At 64.3% G+C, this 18,477-nt stretch carries 17 protein-coding genes and 2 pseudogenes; 4 read left to right on the top strand and 15 right to left on the bottom strand.

The annotated features are described in order from the left end of the window. The first annotated feature begins 3 nt into the window (after positions 1-3). Both H2O14_RS14525 and H2O14_RS14520 read left to right on the top strand, forming a co-directional pair. Positions 4-411 (top strand): carboxymuconolactone decarboxylase family protein, encoded by a 408-nt coding sequence (locus tag H2O14_RS14525; RefSeq protein ID WP_182828214.1) that lies wholly within the window; start codon positions 4-6, stop codon positions 409-411. Positions 412-471: 60 nt separating this feature from the next. After that, a pseudogene (locus H2O14_RS14520) lies at positions 472-1,400 on the top strand (quinone oxidoreductase family protein). A gap of 63 nt (positions 1,401-1,463) precedes the next feature. Here H2O14_RS14520 and H2O14_RS14515 read toward each other — a convergent pair. Beyond that, positions 1,464-1,793: a nuclear transport factor 2 family protein gene (locus tag H2O14_RS14515; RefSeq protein ID WP_182828213.1), complete on the bottom strand. Its 330-nt coding sequence runs from the start codon at positions 1,791-1,793 to the stop codon at positions 1,464-1,466. 113 nt (positions 1,794-1,906) lie between these two features. Further along, the gene (locus H2O14_RS14510) at positions 1,907-2,695 is read right to left on the bottom strand and encodes an SDR family oxidoreductase (protein WP_182828212.1); all 789 of its coding nucleotides are present in this window, start codon (positions 2,693-2,695) and stop codon (positions 1,907-1,909) included. Between the two features lie 99 nt (positions 2,696-2,794). On the opposite strand from H2O14_RS14510, the pseudogene H2O14_RS14505 reads away from it, so the two are divergent. Continuing rightward, positions 2,795-3,708: pseudogene (locus H2O14_RS14505) on the top strand (LysR family transcriptional regulator). Positions 3,709-3,786: 78 nt separating this feature from the next. Here H2O14_RS14505 and H2O14_RS14500 read toward each other — a convergent pair. Together H2O14_RS14500 and H2O14_RS14495 are read right to left on the bottom strand one after the other, a co-directional pair. Beyond that, positions 3,787-4,947 carry an ester cyclase gene (locus H2O14_RS14500; protein WP_182828211.1) on the bottom strand — a complete coding sequence of 387 codons (1,161 nt, stop codon included), beginning with the start codon at positions 4,945-4,947 and terminating at the stop codon, positions 3,787-3,789. 35 nt (positions 4,948-4,982) lie between these two features. Beyond that, positions 4,983-5,717 carry an alpha/beta fold hydrolase gene (locus H2O14_RS14495; RefSeq protein WP_182828210.1) on the bottom strand — a complete coding sequence of 245 codons (735 nt, stop codon included), beginning with the start codon at positions 5,715-5,717 and terminating at the stop codon, positions 4,983-4,985. Positions 5,718-5,973: 256 nt separating this feature from the next. Here H2O14_RS14495 and hisD (H2O14_RS14490) point away from each other — a divergent pair, with 256 nt between their 5' ends. Continuing rightward, positions 5,974-7,272, top strand: coding sequence for a histidinol dehydrogenase (gene hisD / locus H2O14_RS14490; protein ID WP_182828209.1), 1,299 nt, complete (start codon positions 5,974-5,976; stop codon positions 7,270-7,272). Positions 7,273-7,353: 81 nt separating this feature from the next. Here hisD (H2O14_RS14490) and H2O14_RS14485 read toward each other — a convergent pair whose 3' ends face one another. The 11 genes from H2O14_RS14485 to H2O14_RS14440 all read right to left on the bottom strand — a co-directional run bounded on the left by H2O14_RS14485 (position 7,354) and on the right by H2O14_RS14440 (position 18,332). Further along, positions 7,354-8,733 (bottom strand): amidase, encoded by a 1,380-nt coding sequence (locus H2O14_RS14485; RefSeq protein WP_210275453.1) that lies wholly within the window; start codon positions 8,731-8,733, stop codon positions 7,354-7,356. Between the two features lie 186 nt (positions 8,734-8,919). Then, positions 8,920-9,255, bottom strand: a complete 336-nt coding sequence (locus tag H2O14_RS27515) for a hypothetical protein (protein ID WP_312858606.1) — start codon at positions 9,253-9,255, stop codon at positions 8,920-8,922. Beyond that, complete coding sequence (locus H2O14_RS27510; protein ID WP_246697698.1) at positions 9,237-9,614, bottom strand: hypothetical protein; 378 nt, start codon at positions 9,612-9,614, stop codon at positions 9,237-9,239. The genes H2O14_RS27515 and H2O14_RS27510 overlap by 19 nt, the downstream gene beginning before the upstream one ends. A gap of 68 nt (positions 9,615-9,682) precedes the next feature. Next, positions 9,683-10,654: a cupin domain-containing protein gene (locus H2O14_RS14475; protein WP_182828207.1), complete on the bottom strand. Its 972-nt coding sequence runs from the start codon at positions 10,652-10,654 to the stop codon at positions 9,683-9,685. An 81-nt stretch (positions 10,655-10,735) separates the two neighbouring features. Beyond that, the gene (locus tag H2O14_RS14470; protein ID WP_182828206.1) at positions 10,736-11,758 is read right to left on the bottom strand and encodes a LacI family DNA-binding transcriptional regulator; all 1,023 of its coding nucleotides are present in this window, start codon (positions 11,756-11,758) and stop codon (positions 10,736-10,738) included. Then, positions 11,758-12,522 (bottom strand): SDR family NAD(P)-dependent oxidoreductase, encoded by a 765-nt coding sequence (locus H2O14_RS14465; RefSeq protein ID WP_182828205.1) that lies wholly within the window; start codon positions 12,520-12,522, stop codon positions 11,758-11,760. The genes H2O14_RS14470 and H2O14_RS14465 overlap by 1 nt, the downstream gene beginning before the upstream one ends. Positions 12,523-12,563: 41 nt before the next feature. Then, entirely contained in the window at positions 12,564-13,874 is a 1,311-nt protein-coding gene (hisD, locus tag H2O14_RS14460; RefSeq protein WP_182828204.1) for a histidinol dehydrogenase, read from the bottom strand. Positions 13,875-13,926: 52 nt separating this feature from the next. Beyond that, entirely contained in the window at positions 13,927-14,991 is a 1,065-nt protein-coding gene (locus tag H2O14_RS14455; protein ID WP_182828203.1) for an ABC transporter ATP-binding protein, read from the bottom strand. Between the two features lie 5 nt (positions 14,992-14,996). Further along, positions 14,997-15,875, bottom strand: a complete 879-nt coding sequence (locus tag H2O14_RS14450) for a carbohydrate ABC transporter permease (protein ID WP_182828202.1) — start codon at positions 15,873-15,875, stop codon at positions 14,997-14,999. 13 nt (positions 15,876-15,888) lie between these two features. Further along, positions 15,889-16,917, bottom strand: a complete 1,029-nt coding sequence (locus H2O14_RS14445) for a carbohydrate ABC transporter permease (protein ID WP_182828201.1) — start codon at positions 16,915-16,917, stop codon at positions 15,889-15,891. Between the two features lie 167 nt (positions 16,918-17,084). Then, positions 17,085-18,332 (bottom strand): ABC transporter substrate-binding protein, encoded by a 1,248-nt coding sequence (locus tag H2O14_RS14440; protein ID WP_182828200.1) that lies wholly within the window; start codon positions 18,330-18,332, stop codon positions 17,085-17,087. Positions 18,333-18,477 lie beyond the last annotated feature (145 nt).

The following is an 18,477-nucleotide window of genomic DNA, read 5'->3' as shown; positions in this document are numbered from 1 at the left end:
ACCATGGCCACCGTCAAACTTCTCACCGACGCCGACGCCGAGGCGATCCCCGTAGTCAAAGCGGTGTTCGACGACATCCGCACGACCCGCAAGAACGACTTCATCAACAATTTCTGGCGGGGCCTCGCCAATGACCCCGCCAATCTCAAGCGCGTTTGGGAAAACCTGAAATCGGTGATGGCGGTCGAGGGCGCACTCGATCCTTTGACCCGCGAGATGATCTATATCGCGGTCTCCACCGCCAACAGCTGCCAATATTGCATCCAGTCGCACACGGCGGCCGCACGCTCTCGCGGCATGACCGACGCCCAGCATGGCGAATTGCTGGCCGTGATCGGCCTGGCGGCGCAGACCAACCATCTGGCGATCGCCATGCAGGTGCCCGCCGATCCGGAATTCGACGTGAAATAATAAAAGTCCGGGGGACATCATGAAAGCGATGCTGGCGAACGCGCCGGGGGACCCGACGCGATGGTGTGGAGCGATGTCGAGATCGGTGCGCCCGGCCCCGGCGAAGTCAGGATCCGGCACCGCGCGATCGGCGTCAACTTCATCGACGTCTACTACCGCAGCGGCCTCTATCCCTGGCCTGAGAAGACACTCATCCCGGGCGCGGAAGCCGCCGGCGTGATCACGGCTGTCGGCCCCGATGTCCACGATGTCGCCATCGGCGACCACGTCGCCTATGTCTCCCGCCTCGGCGCCTATTGCGAAGAACGGCTGATCGATGCGGATCGATGCGTCAAGATCCCCGGCAGCCTCTCCGACACGGTCGTCGCCGGCTCGCTGCTCAAGGGGTTGACGGCGCAATATCTGGTCACCTCTTCCTACGCCGTCCAGCCCGGCGACACCATCCTCGTCCATGCCGCCGCCGGTGGCGTCGGCCTGATCCTCGGTCAATGGCTGAAGGCGCTGGGCGCGCAGACGATCGGCACGGCGGGCAGCCCGGAGAAAATCGCGCTCGCCGAGGCGCATGGCTATGAGCATGTGATCAATTACCGCCAGGACGATTTCGTCCCGGCAGTCAAGGAGATCACTTCGGGCCGGGGCTGCGCCGCCGTCTATGACAGCGTCGGCGCCGACACCTGGCGCGGTTCTCTGCAATGTCTCAAAAAGCGCGGCATGTTCGTGAGCTTCGGCCAGTCCTCCGGAATGATCGAGGGTTTCAAGCTCTCCGACCTCGCCGCCCACGGCTCGATCTCCGCCAACCGCCCCGTGCTGTTTGACTATGTCGAGGACAGGGCCGAACTCCTGTCGCGCAGCGCCGACCTTTTCTCGCGGCTCGTCGGGGAGAGATCCGGATCACCGAACCTGATCGACGTCCGCTCTCTGAAGCGGCCGAGGCCCATGCGCTGCTCGAGGGACGCCAGACCACGGGATCACTGGTGCTGACGCCATGATCGAAACAGGCGGCCCGTCAACGCAACGCCGTCGTGCGGGACGCCCGAGAACCGGCCTCTTTCTCAGAGCCGGATGTCCAGCTCGGCGATCAATCCGTCCTGAAGAGTGAAGGCATATCGCAGGTCGACCGGACTGCCGGGAAAGTTCCCGGTCAGGTGGCTGGTGACGACGGTGCGGCCGCCCTCTTGCCTGATGTCGATGGGCGTGGCGGTGTAGGAGTATTTCGCAGAAGACGCCGCAATCCATTGGCGGATCTCGTCCCGACCGAGATAGGTGTGGCCCTCGTCCTTGACGAAGGATGTGTCGAGAAAGCAATTGGCGACACGCTCGGCGTCGCGCGACTTATCCGCATTGAAAAACGTTGCGATCGGTTCGGGTAGAGTGATGGTCATGGTCGTTGTCCTTTCATTGTTTGCTGTGAGGGGCCGTCGCGCGGGCCCTCTCCGCTTAGGGGCGCCCGCCGTCGCCAATCGGTGAGGAGGGCCCGATTTGCATGAGGGCGGGCTCAGACAGTAGGAACCGTGCCGCCGTCGATGGTGTATTCGGTCCCGGTGATCGAGGCGGCGCGGTCGGAGGCGAGAAAAGCGATCAGGTTGGCCACCTCTTCGGGCTTGGCGGGACGGCCGAGCGGGATGCCGCCCAACCCGTCCATGATCATCCGCTTGCCGGTTTCGTAATCGCCGCCGACCTGATCGGCGAGGCGCTGCGCCAGACGCACCGATGCTTCCGTTTCGATCCAGCCCGGCGACACTCTCACCACGCGGACGCCCTTGGGCGAGACCTCCTTCGACAGCGCCTTGCTGTAGGTCGACAGCGCGGCCTTCGCGGCCGCATAGGCGGTGGTCGATTCAGGCAGCGGCAACAGACGCTGGATCGACGTGACATGGATGACGACGCCGGCCCCGCGGGCGATCATGTCGGGCAGCAGTTCCCGGTCGAGGCGAACGGCGGCGAACAGGTTCTGCTGCAATTCCCGGCTCCATTCCGCATCGTCGAGCGCCGCGAACCCGCCGCCGGGGGCTGAAGACCCGCCCAGCATATGCACGACGACGTCGACGACGCCCAACCGTTCCCGCGCGGCGCCAGCGACATCGGCGACGCCCTCGATCGTTGTGAGATCGGCAGCGACGAATTCTTCGTCCTGCAGTTCGTCGGGCTTCGTTCTGGCCGTCGTCAGCACCTGTGCGCCCAACTGCCGAAAGAGTTCGACGCAGGCCCTGCCTGCACCCTTGGTGCCGGCGGTGATGAGGACGCGTTTGCCTCCAAGTCCGAGAAAGTCGTTTGCATGACTCATGGTCAGTTCCTCTTTCATCTCGATGCGAAAGAGATAACACTCGACAATTACACTGATAACGGGGACAAACCGGGATGACGAATAGCGGAATTCGGGACAATGGATAAAGTCGGGCTGACGGATCTGAAAGCGGTGATCGCCATCGCGCATCGGGGAACATTCCGCGCCGCGGCCATCGATCTCGACATGTCCACCACCGCGCTCAGCCTCGCCATCGGCAAGCTCGAGGCTCATCTCGGCGTCCGGCTGTTCAACCGGACGACCCGAAGCGTTTCGCTCACCGGCGCGGGCAGGTTGTTCGTCGATCAGGTCGGCCCCGCCCTTCAAGACATCGAGGTCGCGCTCGAAGCCGTCCGTTCGGAGCGCCTCACGCCGTCGGGCACGATCCGCATCAATGCGGCGCCCTTCGCCGCGCGCGACATCATCTCGCCGCTCGTGCTGGAATTTTTGCGCCGCTACCCTGACATGGTCGTCGACCTCGTGACGGAGGGACGGCTGGTCGACATCGTCGCGGAAGGCTTCGATCTCGGCGTGCGGGTCGCAGGTCTCGTGCCCAGCGACATGATCGCCTTGCCGCTCGGCCGTCCGCAACGTTACGCCGTGGTCGCCACGCCTGAATATCTCGCAGAGCATGACGCCCCGAAGACGCCGGCGGATCTTCACCATCACAAATGCATCCGGGTGCGCCTGCCGGACGGATCGCTGTTTCGCTGGCGGTTCGAAAAGGACGGCGAGATCCTTCAGATCGACGTGCGCGGTCCGATCATTCTCGACGAGGCTCAGCTGTCGCGGACAGCCGTGCTCGCGCATACCGGGATCGGCTATTTCATGGAGCAGAGCGTTCTGGACGACATCCGGACCGGCCGGCTGACGCGCCTGCTGGAAGATTGGACGCCCCCTATCCCGGCCTCTGCCTTTATTATCCCGGTCGCCGCAATCTCTCGGCCGGCGTCAAGGCCTTCCTGGCCCTGGCGCGTTCACAGGCCGCCGCCTCGGCCGGCGCGAACGAATAGTCTGGGAAATGCGTCGGCCGCGGCAACCGACCGATGGGTCGGCATGGGCGTCGTCGGCCGACGCGTCGCTTCGGGCGATCAGGACGCGGCGGACGACGAAGCCTTCGCCATTTGCGCCAGTTTCACCTGGGTCAGCAGCGAGAGTTCGTCATAGACGTTCCATTCATCGACGATCTTGCCGTCCTTATAGTGGTAATGGGTCATGCCCATGACCTGGAGCCGCGCGCCGGTCGGCTCGCCGAGTGTCTGGAGAATGCCGTAGCCCAGATGATGGCCTTCCATCAACCAGCGCACCGCGACCTTCACGCCGCCCTCTTCGCAGGGGTTGGAGCAGATGTGCTGCGGCATATAGGCGGCGTCCGGGATCGAGCCGATCAGGCCGAGATGCTGATGCGTGACGGCGGCGACGCCGTAGAGCTCCTTCATCAACGGGCCGTGATACTGGCAGTTGGCGGCATAGACATCCTTGATCTTGCCGAACATCCGCTTGTTGAACACTTCATGCAGCCAGCGCAGCGTCTCCGCTTCGACGTCGTTATGGGCGATCGAGACATCGGCTTCGGCTTCCGGCGGATACTGGCCGAGAAGGCGGCGGTTTTCGCCGATATCCAGCGACAGCAAGCCCTTGTCGAAAGCCGACCTGGCAAAGCGTTCCGCAAACCCGTTGGGATCGAGACCCAGTTGCTGGATGATCGCCATCGTGTCGGCCACCACCCATTCGCGATAGATCATGTTGCGATGGATCATGCAGTCGGCGATCGTGCGCGATACGAAGGTGCGGCCCGTCGGCGCGCCGTAATGTCCATGCTGCGTATGACGACCCGAGCCGGTGACGAGGTGAGAGGTGTAGAACCCTTCTTGATCATTGCCGCGCCAGAGAACCTGGGTCGCCATGCCGCGCCGTTCGGGCAGGGACACCAAGCGCTGGATCGTGTCGCGCACCACGTCTTCGCGATTGTAGATCGCGCCGAGCGTGCCGTAGAGCACGCAGTTGTGGGTGTAGTGAGTGTAGATCAGGCCGATGTCGCGCTCATCCCAGATGCGGTGTGTGCACCGGACGATGTAGTCGACGATGTCGGTGTAGATGTCGTCGAAGCCTTCGAGCGATTGGCTGCGTGGCCGGTCGGTCGGCGCGAGGTCCACGTAATCGCGTCGCTCGACCTGCAACACCTGCTCAACCATTTCCTTCGGGCGTGCGGCTACCGCATTCTTCGGATTCTTCACGTCGTCCTCACTCATGTTTGCTCCTTTTTCGGCATCGACGCCGGATTCGTTCAGGCCGCGCAGGCGTCCAGCCAATGCTGGACATGGGATGCGACGGCGCGGGGATTTTCAAGCGGCGAGAAATGCCCCGCCCCTTCGATCAGATGAAATGCGGCGCCGGCGACGCCGTCTGCGATCTCTCTATGGGCGTCGATCGGGCACACCTTCTCTTCGGCGCCGGCGAGAACCATCGTCGGACAGGCGATGACGCCGAGCCGCGGTCGGCTGTCGGCGCGATGGATGGCCATCTCGGTCTGCACATCCAACAGGTCGACGCCGCAATCGACCGCCATGTTGATGATCGTGCGGCGGAGCGCGTGATTCTCCAGATTGGCTCGGGCGACGAGGCGCGGCCATGCGTCGGTGATATAGCCCTCCATGCCGTCGCGGCGCGCCTTGCCCCGCACTGCGTCCCGAAGCGGGCCGTTCGCCGGCGGATCGGGCCGCGGCGTCGTATCGATCAGGCAAAGTCCCGCGACCCGTTCCGGCGCCTGGGCGATGATTTCGAAACTGGCGATGCCGCCGAGCGAAAAGCCGACGAGCAGAAAGCGCGACGGCGCGCGCGCCAGAAAAGCGGCGGCCGCCTCCGGCATGGAGCGGCCGACATCCAGCGGCGCGAACAGGATCTCGCCCGTATGATCGAGCCGGTCGATGACCGGCTGGTACAGCCGCTCGTCGCAGACGGTGCCGGACACGACGATCAACGGCGCGGCGCCGTCGACCGTCCGGTCCTTGATCCTTTTCATGGCCGCTGATCCCTTCGGCGCGTCATATTTCCATCGTAAGCCATAGCCGCCTGCAGGGCTGCGTTCCAACTCGAATTGCGTCTTCGCAAAAAGACTGGCAGATTTTGAATACGTATGCAATATCAAAATCGCGGGGCGAAGCAGCTTGCCCGGCGCGGTTCGAGCCGCACTGCTGCCGAGCGCGCGGCGGCGCGGAGTCCGCCGAAAGCAGTTTCCGAACCGGCCGGAGGCGGCCGGAATTTTGAGTGGAGCCATCATGACCGAATTGAAAAAAGCCCCGATGTCCGGTGCAGAGTATGTCAAGTCGCCCGAGCGCGATTCCATTGGCGACAACGCCTCGGTGGAAACGCTGGTCGCGGAAATCCTGGCCGACGTTCGCAGCCGCGGCGATGCCGCCGTGCGCGATTATTCCGCCCGGTTCGACAAGGCCGAGCTCGACGTGTTCGAGGTCACGGCGGCGGAACGGGATGAGGCGCTCGCCCAGCTCGATCCGCAAACCCGCGCCGACACCGAATTTGCGATTTCCAACGTGCGCCGTTTCGCCGAAGCGCAGCTGCAGACCATCCAGCCGCTCGAAATCGAGCTTCTGCCGGGCCTCCATCTCGGCCATCGCGTCATTCCGATCGAAAGCATCGGCTGCTATGTCCCTGGCGGTCGCTATCCCCTGCTGTCGGCGCCGATCATGACCATCGTCCCGGCCAAGGTGGCGGGCTGCAAGCAGGTCATCGCCTGCCTGCCGCCGAATGCGCACAAGGCCATGATCGCCGGTTGCCACCTGTCCGGCGCGGATCGCATCTTCCGCATCGGCGGCGCGCAGGCGATCGCCGCCATGGCCTACGGCACCGAAACCGTTCCGACCGTCAGCAAGATCGTCGGTCCGGGCAACGCCTTCGTCAACGAAGCCAAACGTCAGGTCTTCGGCCCCGTCGGCATCGATCAGCTGGCCGGTCCCTCGGAGATCTTCATCGTCGCCGACAGCACCGGCGACGCCGAGATGATCGCCACCGATCTCCTGGCCCAGGCCGAACACGACGTCAAAACCCGGGTCGGGCTGATCACCACCGACCGGGCGCTCGCCGAAGCGACGCTTGCGGAAGTCGAACGCCAGCTCCAGGATCTGTCGACGGCCAATGTGGCCGGTCAGGCATGGCGCGATTACGGCGAAATCGTCGTCTGCGACAGCGAAGAGTCGATGATCGCCTATTCCGACTTCATCGCCGCCGAGCACCTTCAGGTTCACACCGCCGATGCGCAGGCCATGGCGCTGAAACTCAGCAATTACGGCTCGCTGTTCATCGGCGAACTGGCGAGCGTCGTCTATTCCGACAAGTGCTGCGGCACCAACCATACGCTGCCCACCATGGGCGCCGGACGCTATACCGGCGGCTTGTGGGTCGGCGCCTATGTGAAGGTCGCGACGCATCAGTGGCTCGATGAACGCGGCGTCGCCGCCGTGGCCCCGCCGGCTGCCCGCCAGAGCGCCAGCGAGAGCCTCGAGGGTCACCGCCGCGCAGCCCAGCTGCGTCTGGATCGGCTGCAGAAGCGCGAGGCCTGATCCCGGGTCTGAAACAGCAGAAAGGCCCGGTCGTCCCGGGCCTTTTTCCTATCCGTCACCCGCTGCGTCGTGCGGCTGGTCTTATCGGAGCACGCCCGCCGGAAGCGGAGGGCGCAGGCTGGCGAAATCGGTGCTCGCCTCGTAAGCGCGGGCGATCGCGCCGAGTTCGGCTTCGCCATGTCTACGTCCGATCAACTGCAGTCCGAGAGGCAGGCCGTCGCAAAAACCGGCCGGCAGGGCGAACACCGGATGGCCGCTCATGTTGAAGGCCAGCGTGCGCATCGGCGTCCAGACCGCGACATCCGTCTCGAAATCCGCAAACGAAAAGGCAGGAGTCAGCGTATTGACGGTCAGCAGCGCGTCGAACCGGCCGTCGAGATGCGCATCGATCTGTGCGCAGAGACGGTTGCTCGCGCGCCGCGCCTCGTCCACATCCTCCGGCGTCAGAAGCAGCCCCGAAAGGATGTTCTGAAACACTTTGCGACTGTATGTGTCGCCCTTCTCCGCAAGCAGCGTCCGATGGATGTCATAGGCTTCGGCATGGATGATCACGGCGCCGGCGGCTTCGAACAATGCGGCCTCGGGCAAGGCGACTTCGACGATCTTCGCTCCCAGCAGGGACAGCTGCGAAGCCGCTTCGTCCATCGCCGAGAGAACCGCCGGATGCAGTTGCGGATCGGCGGCGAACCAGTCGCGGGCATAACCGATGGCGACGTTGCGCAGGTCGTCCCGTTTCGGCGGCAGGACTTGGCGCGGCTCCGCGTCGCTGAGGGCATGATACGTCAAGAGCGCCTCGTCGACGCTGGCCGATAGGATTCCGGCGTGATCGAAACTCGGCGTCAACGGAAAGACCCCCTCGAGCGACAGCGCGCCATAAGTGGGCTTGAAGCCGACCGCGCCGCAATAGCTGGAGGGACTGCGCACGGATCCGCCGGTATCCGTCCCGAGCGCCGTGCGGACCAGGCCGCCGGCGACCGCAGAGGCGGAGCCGGAGGAAGACCCGCCCGTAAACCGCTGGAGGTTCCACGGATTGCGCGCCGGCGGCGCGGGACGATCGAAGACCGGGCCGACCATCGCGAACTCATAGGTGTCGAGCTTGCCGACCACCACGGCGCCGCCGGTCCGCAGACGGGCGACGAGGTCGGCGTCGACGGCCGGCCGATGGCCGGCAAAGACGCCGGAGCCCCGGGTCGTCGGCATGTCGGCGGTGTCGAACAGGTCCTTGACGCCGACCGGAATTCCGTGAAGCGGCCCCCGGCTTTCCCCGGCCGCGATGTCGCGATCGGCGCGCCGCGCCGCGTCGAGCGCCCGATCGGCATCGACATGCACGAAGGCGTGATAGGACGAATTGCGCTCCTCGATGCGGCGCAGACAGGCCGTCGTCAGCTCCTCGGCCGACAATTCGCGCCGGTCGAGGGCCGCGCGGGCCTCCGTGATCGAGAGATCGGCGGGATCGCTCATCACTCGGCCTTCGCGGGGAAGCCGCCGCCAGGCGACGACAGACGTTCACCGAACGATTCAGGAAAAGCGCGCCGTCATGCACGAAGGATACACGCTCCTCCGCGACGACGATTCCGGCGCGTTTGGCGGCCTGGCGCACGTCCTCGGCGCTCGGGTCTGATCTCTGCCCGTCCATGACGCTCCTCCTCAGGTCCGGGCGGCTTCGAAAGCCGCCCACGCCGCCTCGAACATTTCGAAATCGAAACCGGCGGATTTCGCGGGATCGATGATCAGCCGTTCGGTCGCCTGCAGCTTGGCGATCGCCTCGGCCAGGACGGGCACGATTTCCGGCGGGACGACCAGCGCCCCGTGACGATCGGCATGGACGAGATCGCCGTTTTTCACCGTCATTCCGAAAACGGTCACGTCGACGCCGACATCCTCGACCCGCACGAAGGCGTGGCTCGGCCCGACGGAGCCGGCGATCATCTGGAAGTCATCGGGCACGTCGCCGAGGTCGCGCATCACGCCATTGGTGAGCACGCCCGACAGGCCGAAACCGCGGTGAATATTGGCGTTGATCTCCCCCAGAAAGCGCCCACCGCATTGGGAAAATCGAGATCCTCGATCACCGCGAGGCTGGGCTTCGGGCCGCTGGCCATGTGGCGATAATAGTCCATGCGCCGGGCGCGGATGATCGCGGGATCTTCGGTCGAGGGCGTGGCCGCTGCGATGCGGGCGGTTCGGGCATAACCGACGATGGCGGGGGCCTGCGGGCGCGATGCGAGAACCGTCCCCCGGGTGAATGCATTGAAGCCGCGTTTGCCCTGCGCCACTTCGATGGCGTTGCACACCGTGGGCGTATCCACCATGCGCAGGAGGGAGAGAAGCGTATCGTCCATGGCCGCTGCCTTCTGGTAAATGTGAGGGTCCCTCGCGGCGGCCGGCCGGCGCGAGGGATGGTGACGGATTATTCGCGCCAGGTGGCGCCGGCCTTGTCCTGCGTGTTCGTCACGCGGTAGAGGCTTGCCTCGCCGGTCATCGACGGCGTCAGGCTGTGCCTCAGGCCGGGCGGCACGGCGCAGGTGTCGCCGGGCGCCAGCGCGGCTTCGCCGCCGTCCCAGGTCAGCTTCCAGTGGCCGCGCATGATCATCAGGATCTCATGGCGGTCGACGGAGTAGGCGTCTTCGGGAATGGAGCCCCGCGTCAGGAACTCCACCTCGAAGCCGGGCTTGTCGCGCAGCAGCGCCTGTTCGCCGATCACCTTGGCCGGCTCCTTGGCCGCCAGCGCCATCAGATCCCAGTAGCGCGCCACATAATCGCGCACGACGTCGCGGACGGGCGTCTCGGGAAACGCCTTCAGCTGTTCGTCCGTCAGAAGCGGCATCGGCTTGACGCCTTCCGGCGGCGTCTGCCCCTTCTTGCTGTCATACAGCTTGCCGTTCTCGCCCAGGACAAGACCGTGATCCTTGGCGTCTTCGATGACCTGCGGCGCCCAGATGACGCCGCCGCCGGCATCGTCCCCGCCGAGAATGGCCATGATCATTCCATAGTCGGTGCCGATATTCTCGAAGCCGCGGAAAATGCCGGTCGGAATGTTGATGATGTCGCCTTCCTCCAGCACGACTTCGCCGGCATTGCCCCAGCGGCCCCAGAAGAAGCGCCAACGTCCCTTCAGGACGAAGAAGACCTCCGCCGTCCGATGCGAATGCAGCGAGTTCCTGCATTTCGGCGGCTGGCCCGCGGCGCCGATGTTGAAGCCCGGCGTCTCCTTGATATGCACATGCTGGTCGGCGCTTTCGGACACGCCGCCGCCGATGATCGTGAAGTTTTCTTTCTGATTGGAGCCCGGCGTATGCGCGTCGATGAACGCGGTGCGGCAGGGCTTCAATTCGCCATAGCGCACGATGCGCCGTTCCATTTCGGCCTGTGAGAGTGTCATGTCTTCGCCTTTCATACGTATGCAAAGCCGTTTGCGAAAAGAGTGCGCCCGGCGCTGAACGCCGGATGCGATAGCGGGAAATCAGATGGGCTTGGCGGGTTGCGACGAGCCGCGGACGACCAGCGCGCCGGGAAGGCAGACGCGCCGCGCCGGGCTCACGTCGCCCTCGATGGCCGACAGCAACGTGGCGACGGTTTCTGCCACCATATCGTCCACGCTCTGTCGGATGGTGGTGAGATTGTAGGACGGCCAGCGCGCCGGCGGCACGTCGTCGAACCCGACGACGGCGACGTCGCCGGGTATGGTCAGATTGAGTTCGAAGCGCAGCACGTCCATGACCGCGAAGGCCATGTGGTCGTTGCATACGAAGACGGCGTCCGGCCGCTCGGCTTCGGGCGCGGCAAACAGGCGGCGGGCGGCGGCTTGCGCCTCTTCGTAACGGAAATTGCCGACATCGCGGGCGAACAGCGCCTGCCCCGCTTCGTCGAGCCCTTCGCGAAAGCCGCGTTCGCGGTCGCGCTGGGTCGACGCCCCCTCGAAACCGGCGATATAGGCAATCCGGCGCCGGCCGGTCTCGGCCAGATGGAGGGCCAGCATCCGGCCGCCGCCGCGATTGTCCGACGTCACGGCGGACAGTTTTTCATCGTCCTGCAGCCGGTTGAACAACACGATGGGCACGCCCGACGCATGGCAGCGCGCCGCCAGCTCGGACGACATGTTCGCCGACGCCAGGACGATGCCGTCGACCTGGTAATCGAGGATTTCCTGGGTGATCTCCTCCACCTTGTCGGCCGCGAGCGACGAGATGAACACCAGGACATGGTAGCCCTTGTCCTGAAGCAGGCGCGAAAGACGCTCGACAACGTCGGGATAGAAATAGTTTTCGAGATAGGCGACGACGAGGCCGATGATGCGGCTCTTGCCCGTGATCAGCGACCGCGCCAGAACATTCGGGCGATAACCGAGTTCGTCGGCGGCCGCCTTGATCTTCTCCGCCGTACGCTTCGACACCGACGTCCCCGGCGTGAAGAACCGTGAAACCGCCGACTGGCTGACCCCTGCCAGCCGCGCGACGTCGTTGGATGTCACCTTCTCGCTTACCATCAGTCTGCCGTCCAGCCTCCATCGACCATCAAGGCCGAGCCCGTCACCATCGACGACGCGTCGGTCGCAAGATAGGTGACGGCGGCCATAATGTCTTCCACCGTGGCGATACGACCCAGCTTGATTTTCTCGCTTATCCACTGCGCGCGCTCCGGATTGGAGAACGTCTGCTCGGTCAGCGGAGTCCGCACGAAGGTCGGGCAGATGGTGTTGACGCGAATGCCGAACCGTCCCCATTCGATCGCCATCGACTTCGTGAAGCCTTCCACCGCATGTTTGGTGGCGGCATAGACCGCGCGGTCGACGCCGCCGACCTGCGACATCTGCGAGGAGATGTTGATCAGCGATCCGGGCTTGCCGGCCTCGATCAGTCGCGCCGCGACCGCCCGGGTGAGAAAATAGGCCCCGCGCACATTGACGCCGAAGACGGCGTCGAAATCCTCGGGGCGTGTCTCGGTCGCGGGACCGTGTCGCGCCAGCCCGGCGCTGTTGACCATCACGTCGAAGGCCTGGACCGAGCCGAGATAGGCCTGCGTCGCCTCGATGTCGGCGATGTCGAGGCCGATCGCCTCGGCGACCATGCCCTCCGCCGTCATTGCGTCGACGGCTTCCGCGAGCTTGTCGACGCCGCGGGCGGCCAGCGTCACATGCGCCCCGGCTTCGGCGAGCGCCACGGCCGCGCCGAGCCCTATGCCGGAGGAGGCGCCGACCACCAAAGCGCGTTTTCCGTCGAGGCGGAACGAGGGCGTCCTGGGCAACAGCATGAATTCAAACCTCCTTTGGGCGCGCGGGCGGACCGATATGGTTACTCGGCCGCCGCGCCATAGGCGACATTGCCGCCGCCGTAGCGCCGGACGCGGATATTCGCCTGCTCCGCATGACCGACAAAGCCTTCCAGCATGCAGAGCCGCGAGCAATAGGCGCCGATCTCCGCCGCCGCCGCATCGCTGGTCACCTTCTGGTAGGAATGGGTCTTGAGGAACTTGCCGACCCACAGGCCGCCGGTATAGCGACCGGCTTTCTTGGTGGGCAGCGTGTGATTGGTGCCGATGACCTTGTCGCCGTTGGCCACGTTGGTGCGCGGTCCGAGAAACAGCGCGCCATAGGAATGCATGTTTTCCAGGAACCAGTCGTCGCGATCGGTCATCACCTGCACATGTTCCGAAGCGATGTCGTTGGCCACCTCCAGCATCTCCTCATAGCTGTCGCAGAGGATGACTTCGCCATAGTCGCGCCAAGAGACCGATGCGGTTTCCGCCGTCGGCAGGATGGCGAGCAGGCGATCCACTTCGGCCAGCGTGTCGCGCGCCAGCTTCGCCGAATTGGTGACGAGAACGGCCGGAGAGTTGTAGCCGTGCTCCGCCTGGCCCAGGAGGTCGGTGGCGCAGAGTTCGGCGTCGACCGTGTCGTCGGCGATCACCATCGTCTCGGTCGGCCCGGCGAAGAGATCGATGCCGACGCGGCCGTAGAGCTGACGCTTGGCTTCCGCCACGAAGGCGTTGCCGGGACCGACCAGCATGTCCACGGGCTTGATGGTTTCGGTGCCGAGCGCCATGGCCCCGACGGCCTGCATGCCGCCCAGCACATAGATCTCATGCGCGCCCGCCTTGTGCATGGCGGCGACGATCGCCGGATGCGGCTCGCCCTTTTGCGGCGGAGCGGCGGCCACGATGCGGGGCACGCCGGCCACCGAAGCGGTCAGCACTGACATATGCGCGGAGGCGACCATGGGAAACTTGCCGCCTGGCACGTAGCACCCGACCGACTGCACCGGGATGTTGCGATGTCCGAGGATGACGCCGGGCAGCGTTTCGACTTCGATGTCCTGCATGGACGCCCGCTGCGCCTCTGCGAAGCGGCGGATCTGCGTCTGGGCGAAGTCGATATCCGCCATGTCGCGGGTGGACACTTTGCTCATCGCCGCCTCGATGTCCGATGCGGTGAGAAGGAAGGAAGCCGGGGAGAATTTGTCGAATTTCTCCGACAGTTCGCGCACGGCGGCGTCGCCGCGGGTTTCGATGTCCTTCAGCGTGGCTTCGACCGTGGCGCGAACTTTCGCATCGTCCTGGGCGCGTTCGGCGTCGGGCTTTCCACGTTTGAGATAGGTGATGGTCATGAGTGCTCCTCTGGGCCCTGGCGCTGGCTGGCCGGCCTCGATGTTTTTTGGCTCAGGTCCCGGTGGCGCGGGAGAGACGCGCGCCGGTTGCGGCGTCGAAGAGATGGCAGATGCTCGCGGGAATGGCGGCGTGCACGCGCTCGCCGATCGCAGCCCGATAGGCCTTGTCCGACTTGATGGAAATCAGCTGCGAGCCGATGCGGAAACTCGCCATCGTCGCCTCGCCCAGAAGCTCCATCGAATAGACGTCGGCCCCGAGTTCGCCGGCTTCGCTGGTCATGCTCGCATCCTCGGCGCGGAAGCCCAAAGTGATCGGGCCCTTCACATCCGTCTGCAGACCGGACACCGTGATGCCCTCGGCGCGGAACACGCCGCCGTCTATCGTTCCGTCCACCAGGTTCATCGCCGGCGATCCGATGAACGAGGCCACGAAGGCGTTGGCCGGATTGTCGTAGATCTCCGTCGGCGTTCCGACCTGCTGGATCTTGCCCTTGTTCATCACCACGACCCGGTCCGCCAGGGTCATCGCCTCGATCTGGTCATGGGTCACATAGATGGTGGTGACCTTCAGTTCATGCTGCAGATGCTTGATCTGGGCGCGTGTCGACACGCGCAGCTTGGCGTCCAGATTGGACAGCGGTTCATCCATGAGAAACACGTTCGGCTCGCGCACGATCGCCCGGCCGAGAGCGACGCGCTGGCGTTGCCCGCCCGACAGCGCCGCAGGCCGCCGATCGAGAAATTCGGTGAGCTCGACCATGCGCGCGGCGCGCATCACCATGTCGTGGTGCAGAGCCTTGTCGACCTTGCGGACCCGCAGCGGAAAGCGAATATTCTCGTAGACGCTCATATTCGGATAGAGGCCGTAGCTCTGGAACACCATGGAGATGTCGCGGTCTTTCGGCTCCAGCTTGTTCACGAGCCGGTCGCCGAGCCAGATCTCGCCGTCGGTGATATCCTCCAGCCCGGCGATCATGCGCATGGTGGTGGTCTTGCCGCAGCCCGAGGGGCCCAGCAGCACCAGAAACTCGTTGTCCGGAATCGTCAGGTTGAAATTGTCGACGCCGGTGAAATTGTGCCAGCGCTTGTAGACGTTCTTCAGTCGAATTTCGGCCATATGAGTTATCCCTTGACTGCGCCGGCGGTGAGACCGCTGACGATCTGACGCTGGAAGAACATGACCAGCAGGAAAAGAGGAGCGGTCGCAGACACGACGGCCGCCACGGCGAACATGACATTTCCCTCCTGCTGCACGGTGCCGAGGAAGCTGCCGATCTTCGGCACCATGGTCTGGTTGTTCTGGGACAACAGCATGGCGGTGACGGCGAAGTCGTTATAGGCGAGCAGGAAGGAAAACAGACCTGTGGTGATCACCCCCGGCCACATGACCGGAATGACCACGAGGCGGAACGCCTGGAAACGCGAACATCCGTCCACCAGCGCGCTCTCGTCCAGATCCTTGGGAATCGACAGGAAGAAGGAATGCAGCATCCACAGCGTGAACGGCTGGTTGATCGCCACGAGCACGATGATGGAGGTCGGCAGATAGCCCCAGATGTTGAGCTGGAAGAACGGCAGGAGATAGCCGGACACCAGAGTGATATGCGGCATCGCGCGGAACACCAGCGCGGCCATCAGGATCCAGAACGTGTAGCGACGGCCGGAACGGGCGAGCGCATAGCCGCCCAGCGTGCCGAAGGTCAGCGATATCGTCACCACGCAGAGGGTGACGATGCCGGTGTTGATGACCGAACTGAGAAAATCGCGGGTGATCCAAGCGCCGTAATAGCCGGCGCCGGTGAAGGCGGATCCGGTCTGGGCGATCGTGCGCACGCCGGTCACCGCGTTCCACCAGGTCTCGCGCGAGAAGAAGTCCTGCTCGACCTTGAACGATCCCCACACCGTCCAGACGAAGGGAAACGCGGCGAGAATCACCCAGATGAGGATGAAGACGACGGACAGCGTCTTGAGAGGCAGCGGTTGGCGATTGGCGGTGGACATGCGCGCCCTCCCCTCAGCGACGGTTGAATTCGCGCCATGTGCGGATCAGCACCGGCGACAGAAGAATGATGACGCCGAGGATCGTCAGCATGGACGTGGCCGCGGCCGATCCGTAGAGCTGGTCCACCTGGCTGTTGAGGTCGTTGTAGATCGCCCAGGACAGCGACGTCGCGCTGGCGTTGGCGCTGAAGCCGACGATCGGCTCGAAGACGCGGAAATTGTCCATCAGCTGCACCAGCGCCACGAAGGTCGCGAGCGGCATGAGATGGGGCACGATGACGAAGCGGATGCGGTCCCAGCGGCTCGCGCCGTCGATCATCGCCGATTCCAGCGTGTCGGCCGGAACGGTCTGCAGACCGGCATAGAAGACGACGAAGGAGAAGGGCGCATTGTGCCAGACGCCATAGGCGAGCAATGTCAGCCAGGTTAGCCCGAGCGAGGATTTCAGCGACAGCGTGGGATCGTTGAACAGCGCCTGCAGCGATGCGCCGACGATGCCTTGCGACGACACCATCCAGTACACCACCAGCGCCCCCACCAGCGGCGTCACGATCATCGGCAGCAAGGAGAAGAAGATCACCGGCCCCTTGAGCAGCGGCGACAGCGTGTTGACGCCGAGCGCGATGCCGAAACCGAGCGCCATGGCGAGCGGGGTGACGATGAACGTGTAGGCCAGCGTAAACGAAAGCGCCTTGTAGAACGGCAGATTATAGAACTGCCAGACGATGTCGGACAGGCTGCCGGCGCTGCTCAGGATCGCTTTCACCTCGTCGACCGCCAGATGATTGCGATCGAGATAGGTGCCGAAGCCGTTGAACTTGCCCAGCGGCTCGTCGCGACGCAATTGCGCCGTCGCTTCGGCGTCCACCCGAGTCTGCATCTTGCAGCCGCCGAAGGGCGAACATGCTTCCGTCTGCACGATGACCTTGTCGTGCTGGACGTAAAAGGACTGAATGGCGACCGACACGATCGGCAGCGCGATGAAGATGATCATCGCCGCCAGGGACGGAAAGACGAAAGCGAAGAATGCCCTGTGAGGCATGAGCCCTCCTGGCAGCGTGATGCCGCGTCGCCGCGCCGAGCGGCGGCTGCGTTTTTCCCGATGGCGGCGGATCGATGGGCGAACCGCCGCCGTTTGTCGCGTTCATGCCTCAGCCGAGGCCCTGCGCATGGCGACGGCGAAAGCCGCCATGCGGTGGGTGTTGCGGCTTATTTCAGGTAGCCGCCTTCGCGCGCAGCCGCGGTATAGGCCGCTTCCGTGTCGCGCAAGGCGTCTTCGGCGCTTTCGCGACCGGTCATGAAATCGGCGAGCTCCGCGCCCAGGGCCGTATGCAGCAGGCCGATGAAGGGCAGCATCGGATAGGGCGCCGCACCGTTGTTGGCGGTCTCGAGCACGCCGACGGCGGCGGCGCTCGGCTTGAAGTCGCGGGTCAGCCAGGTGGCGACGTTCGGGTTCTTGTCGGCCACTTCGGGACTGATCGCCTTCACCATAGCCTGGAAGGACGCTTCCGCATCCTCGTCGGAAATGTTCTTGGCGATCGAGAAGCCGTCCCACCACAGAGCCGCGGCGGGCGTCGAGCCGCCGCCGACCGTCGGCGCGGACGCCAGAACGGTGTTGTTGGCGACTTCGGCGGGCGCGCGGGCCGGATCGATGATGCTGCCGGCGAGCGAACCCCATTCGTTCATGATCGCGGTCTTGCCGGCCACATAATTCTTGGCGAGATCGTCGGCGGAATAGGTCATGTAATCGGGACCCATATACGCGGTCAGGTCCTTCATCATCTTCAGGGTCGCGAGGCCCTTTTCATTGTTGATGGCGACTTCCGCCGTGCCCGGCTTGAAGAATTCGCCGCCGTAGCCGAGATACATGTTGACGAATTCGGCCGCGAGATCCCAGCCGGCCTTGTCGGAGGCGGCCAGCGGATACTCCATCAGCCCCTTGTCCTTGATCGCCTTGGCGGCGGCCAGAACGTCCTCATAGGTCTTCGGAGCGGCGACGCCGGCCTTTTCGAGAATGTCCTTGCGGAAGAACATGTGCTGGCCATTGCCGACGAAAGCGATCGCCATCGTCTTGCCGTCGATCTTGATCAGCTGGTTCGGGGCGAGATCCTTGCCGTATTTCGCGACCAGATCGTCGAGCGGACGGATCAGGCCTTCGTTGAGCAAAGGCACGATCGAATTGTTGGCGACCACGGCGACCGTGTACTGGGCCGGGTTGACCTTCAGCGCCGGAACCTGGAGATTCTTGTGCTCCGAGGTCTGGTTCTTGGTGACGGTCACCGACGAGCTCGCGCATTTGGAGGCTTCGCTGGCCACCAGGCGCAGCACCTCGAAATCGTTCGACAGGATGCGGATGGAGCCCTTCTCGATGCCACAGTCGGCACGGGCGGGCGTTGAGGTCATCACGCCTGCAGCAAGCAGAAGCGCGGTCGTGGCAAGCAATCCGATTGTCTTCATGTTCCCTTCTCTCTTTCTTCGTGCAGGCTCCCAGCCGCAACGGATGATCGCCTCTTCGGGGCGATTGGCGATTATCTTATGTCAATATGCATACGTATGCAATATCCTGTTCGAAGTTTTCGCGGCCCGTCGGGAGCTTTGTCCC

Origin of the sequence: Rhizobium sp. G21, from assembly GCF_014158035.1 — a bacterium.
Lineage (GTDB): Bacteria > Pseudomonadota > Alphaproteobacteria > Rhizobiales > Rhizobiaceae > Rhizobium_E.
This window is presented reverse-complemented; position numbering and strand designations above follow the sequence as displayed.

Bases quoted from the DNA above. Each gene is read 5' to 3' on its own strand.
- H2O14_RS14525 (WP_182828214.1), top strand. From the start codon at position 4: ATGGCCACCGTCAAACTTCTCACCGACGCCGACGCCGAGGCGATCCCC.
- H2O14_RS14515 (WP_182828213.1), bottom strand. From the start codon at position 1,793: ATGACCATCACTCTACCCGAACCGATCGCAACGTTTTTCAATGCGGAT.
- H2O14_RS14510 (WP_182828212.1), bottom strand. From the start codon at position 2,695: ATGAGTCATGCAAACGACTTTCTCGGACTTGGAGGCAAACGCGTCCTC.
- H2O14_RS14500 (WP_182828211.1), bottom strand. From the start codon at position 4,947: ATGAGTGAGGACGACGTGAAGAATCCGAAGAATGCGGTAGCCGCACGC.
- H2O14_RS14495 (WP_182828210.1), bottom strand. From the start codon at position 5,717: ATGAAAAGGATCAAGGACCGGACGGTCGACGGCGCCGCGCCGTTGATC.
- hisD (WP_182828209.1), top strand. From the start codon at position 5,974: ATGACCGAATTGAAAAAAGCCCCGATGTCCGGTGCAGAGTATGTCAAG.
- H2O14_RS14485 (WP_210275453.1), bottom strand. From the start codon at position 8,733: ATGAGCGATCCCGCCGATCTCTCGATCACGGAGGCCCGCGCGGCCCTC.
- H2O14_RS27510 (WP_246697698.1), bottom strand. From the start codon at position 9,614: ATGGACGATACGCTTCTCTCCCTCCTGCGCATGGTGGATACGCCCACG.
- H2O14_RS14475 (WP_182828207.1), bottom strand. From the start codon at position 10,654: ATGACACTCTCACAGGCCGAAATGGAACGGCGCATCGTGCGCTATGGC.
- H2O14_RS14470 (WP_182828206.1), bottom strand. From the start codon at position 11,758: ATGGTAAGCGAGAAGGTGACATCCAACGACGTCGCGCGGCTGGCAGGG.
- H2O14_RS14465 (WP_182828205.1), bottom strand. From the start codon at position 12,522: ATGCTGTTGCCCAGGACGCCCTCGTTCCGCCTCGACGGAAAACGCGCT.
- hisD (WP_182828204.1), bottom strand. From the start codon at position 13,874: ATGACCATCACCTATCTCAAACGTGGAAAGCCCGACGCCGAACGCGCC.
- H2O14_RS14455 (WP_182828203.1), bottom strand. From the start codon at position 14,991: ATGGCCGAAATTCGACTGAAGAACGTCTACAAGCGCTGGCACAATTTC.
- H2O14_RS14450 (WP_182828202.1), bottom strand. From the start codon at position 15,875: ATGTCCACCGCCAATCGCCAACCGCTGCCTCTCAAGACGCTGTCCGTC.
- H2O14_RS14445 (WP_182828201.1), bottom strand. From the start codon at position 16,917: ATGCCTCACAGGGCATTCTTCGCTTTCGTCTTTCCGTCCCTGGCGGCG.
- H2O14_RS14440 (WP_182828200.1), bottom strand. From the start codon at position 18,332: ATGAAGACAATCGGATTGCTTGCCACGACCGCGCTTCTGCTTGCTGCA.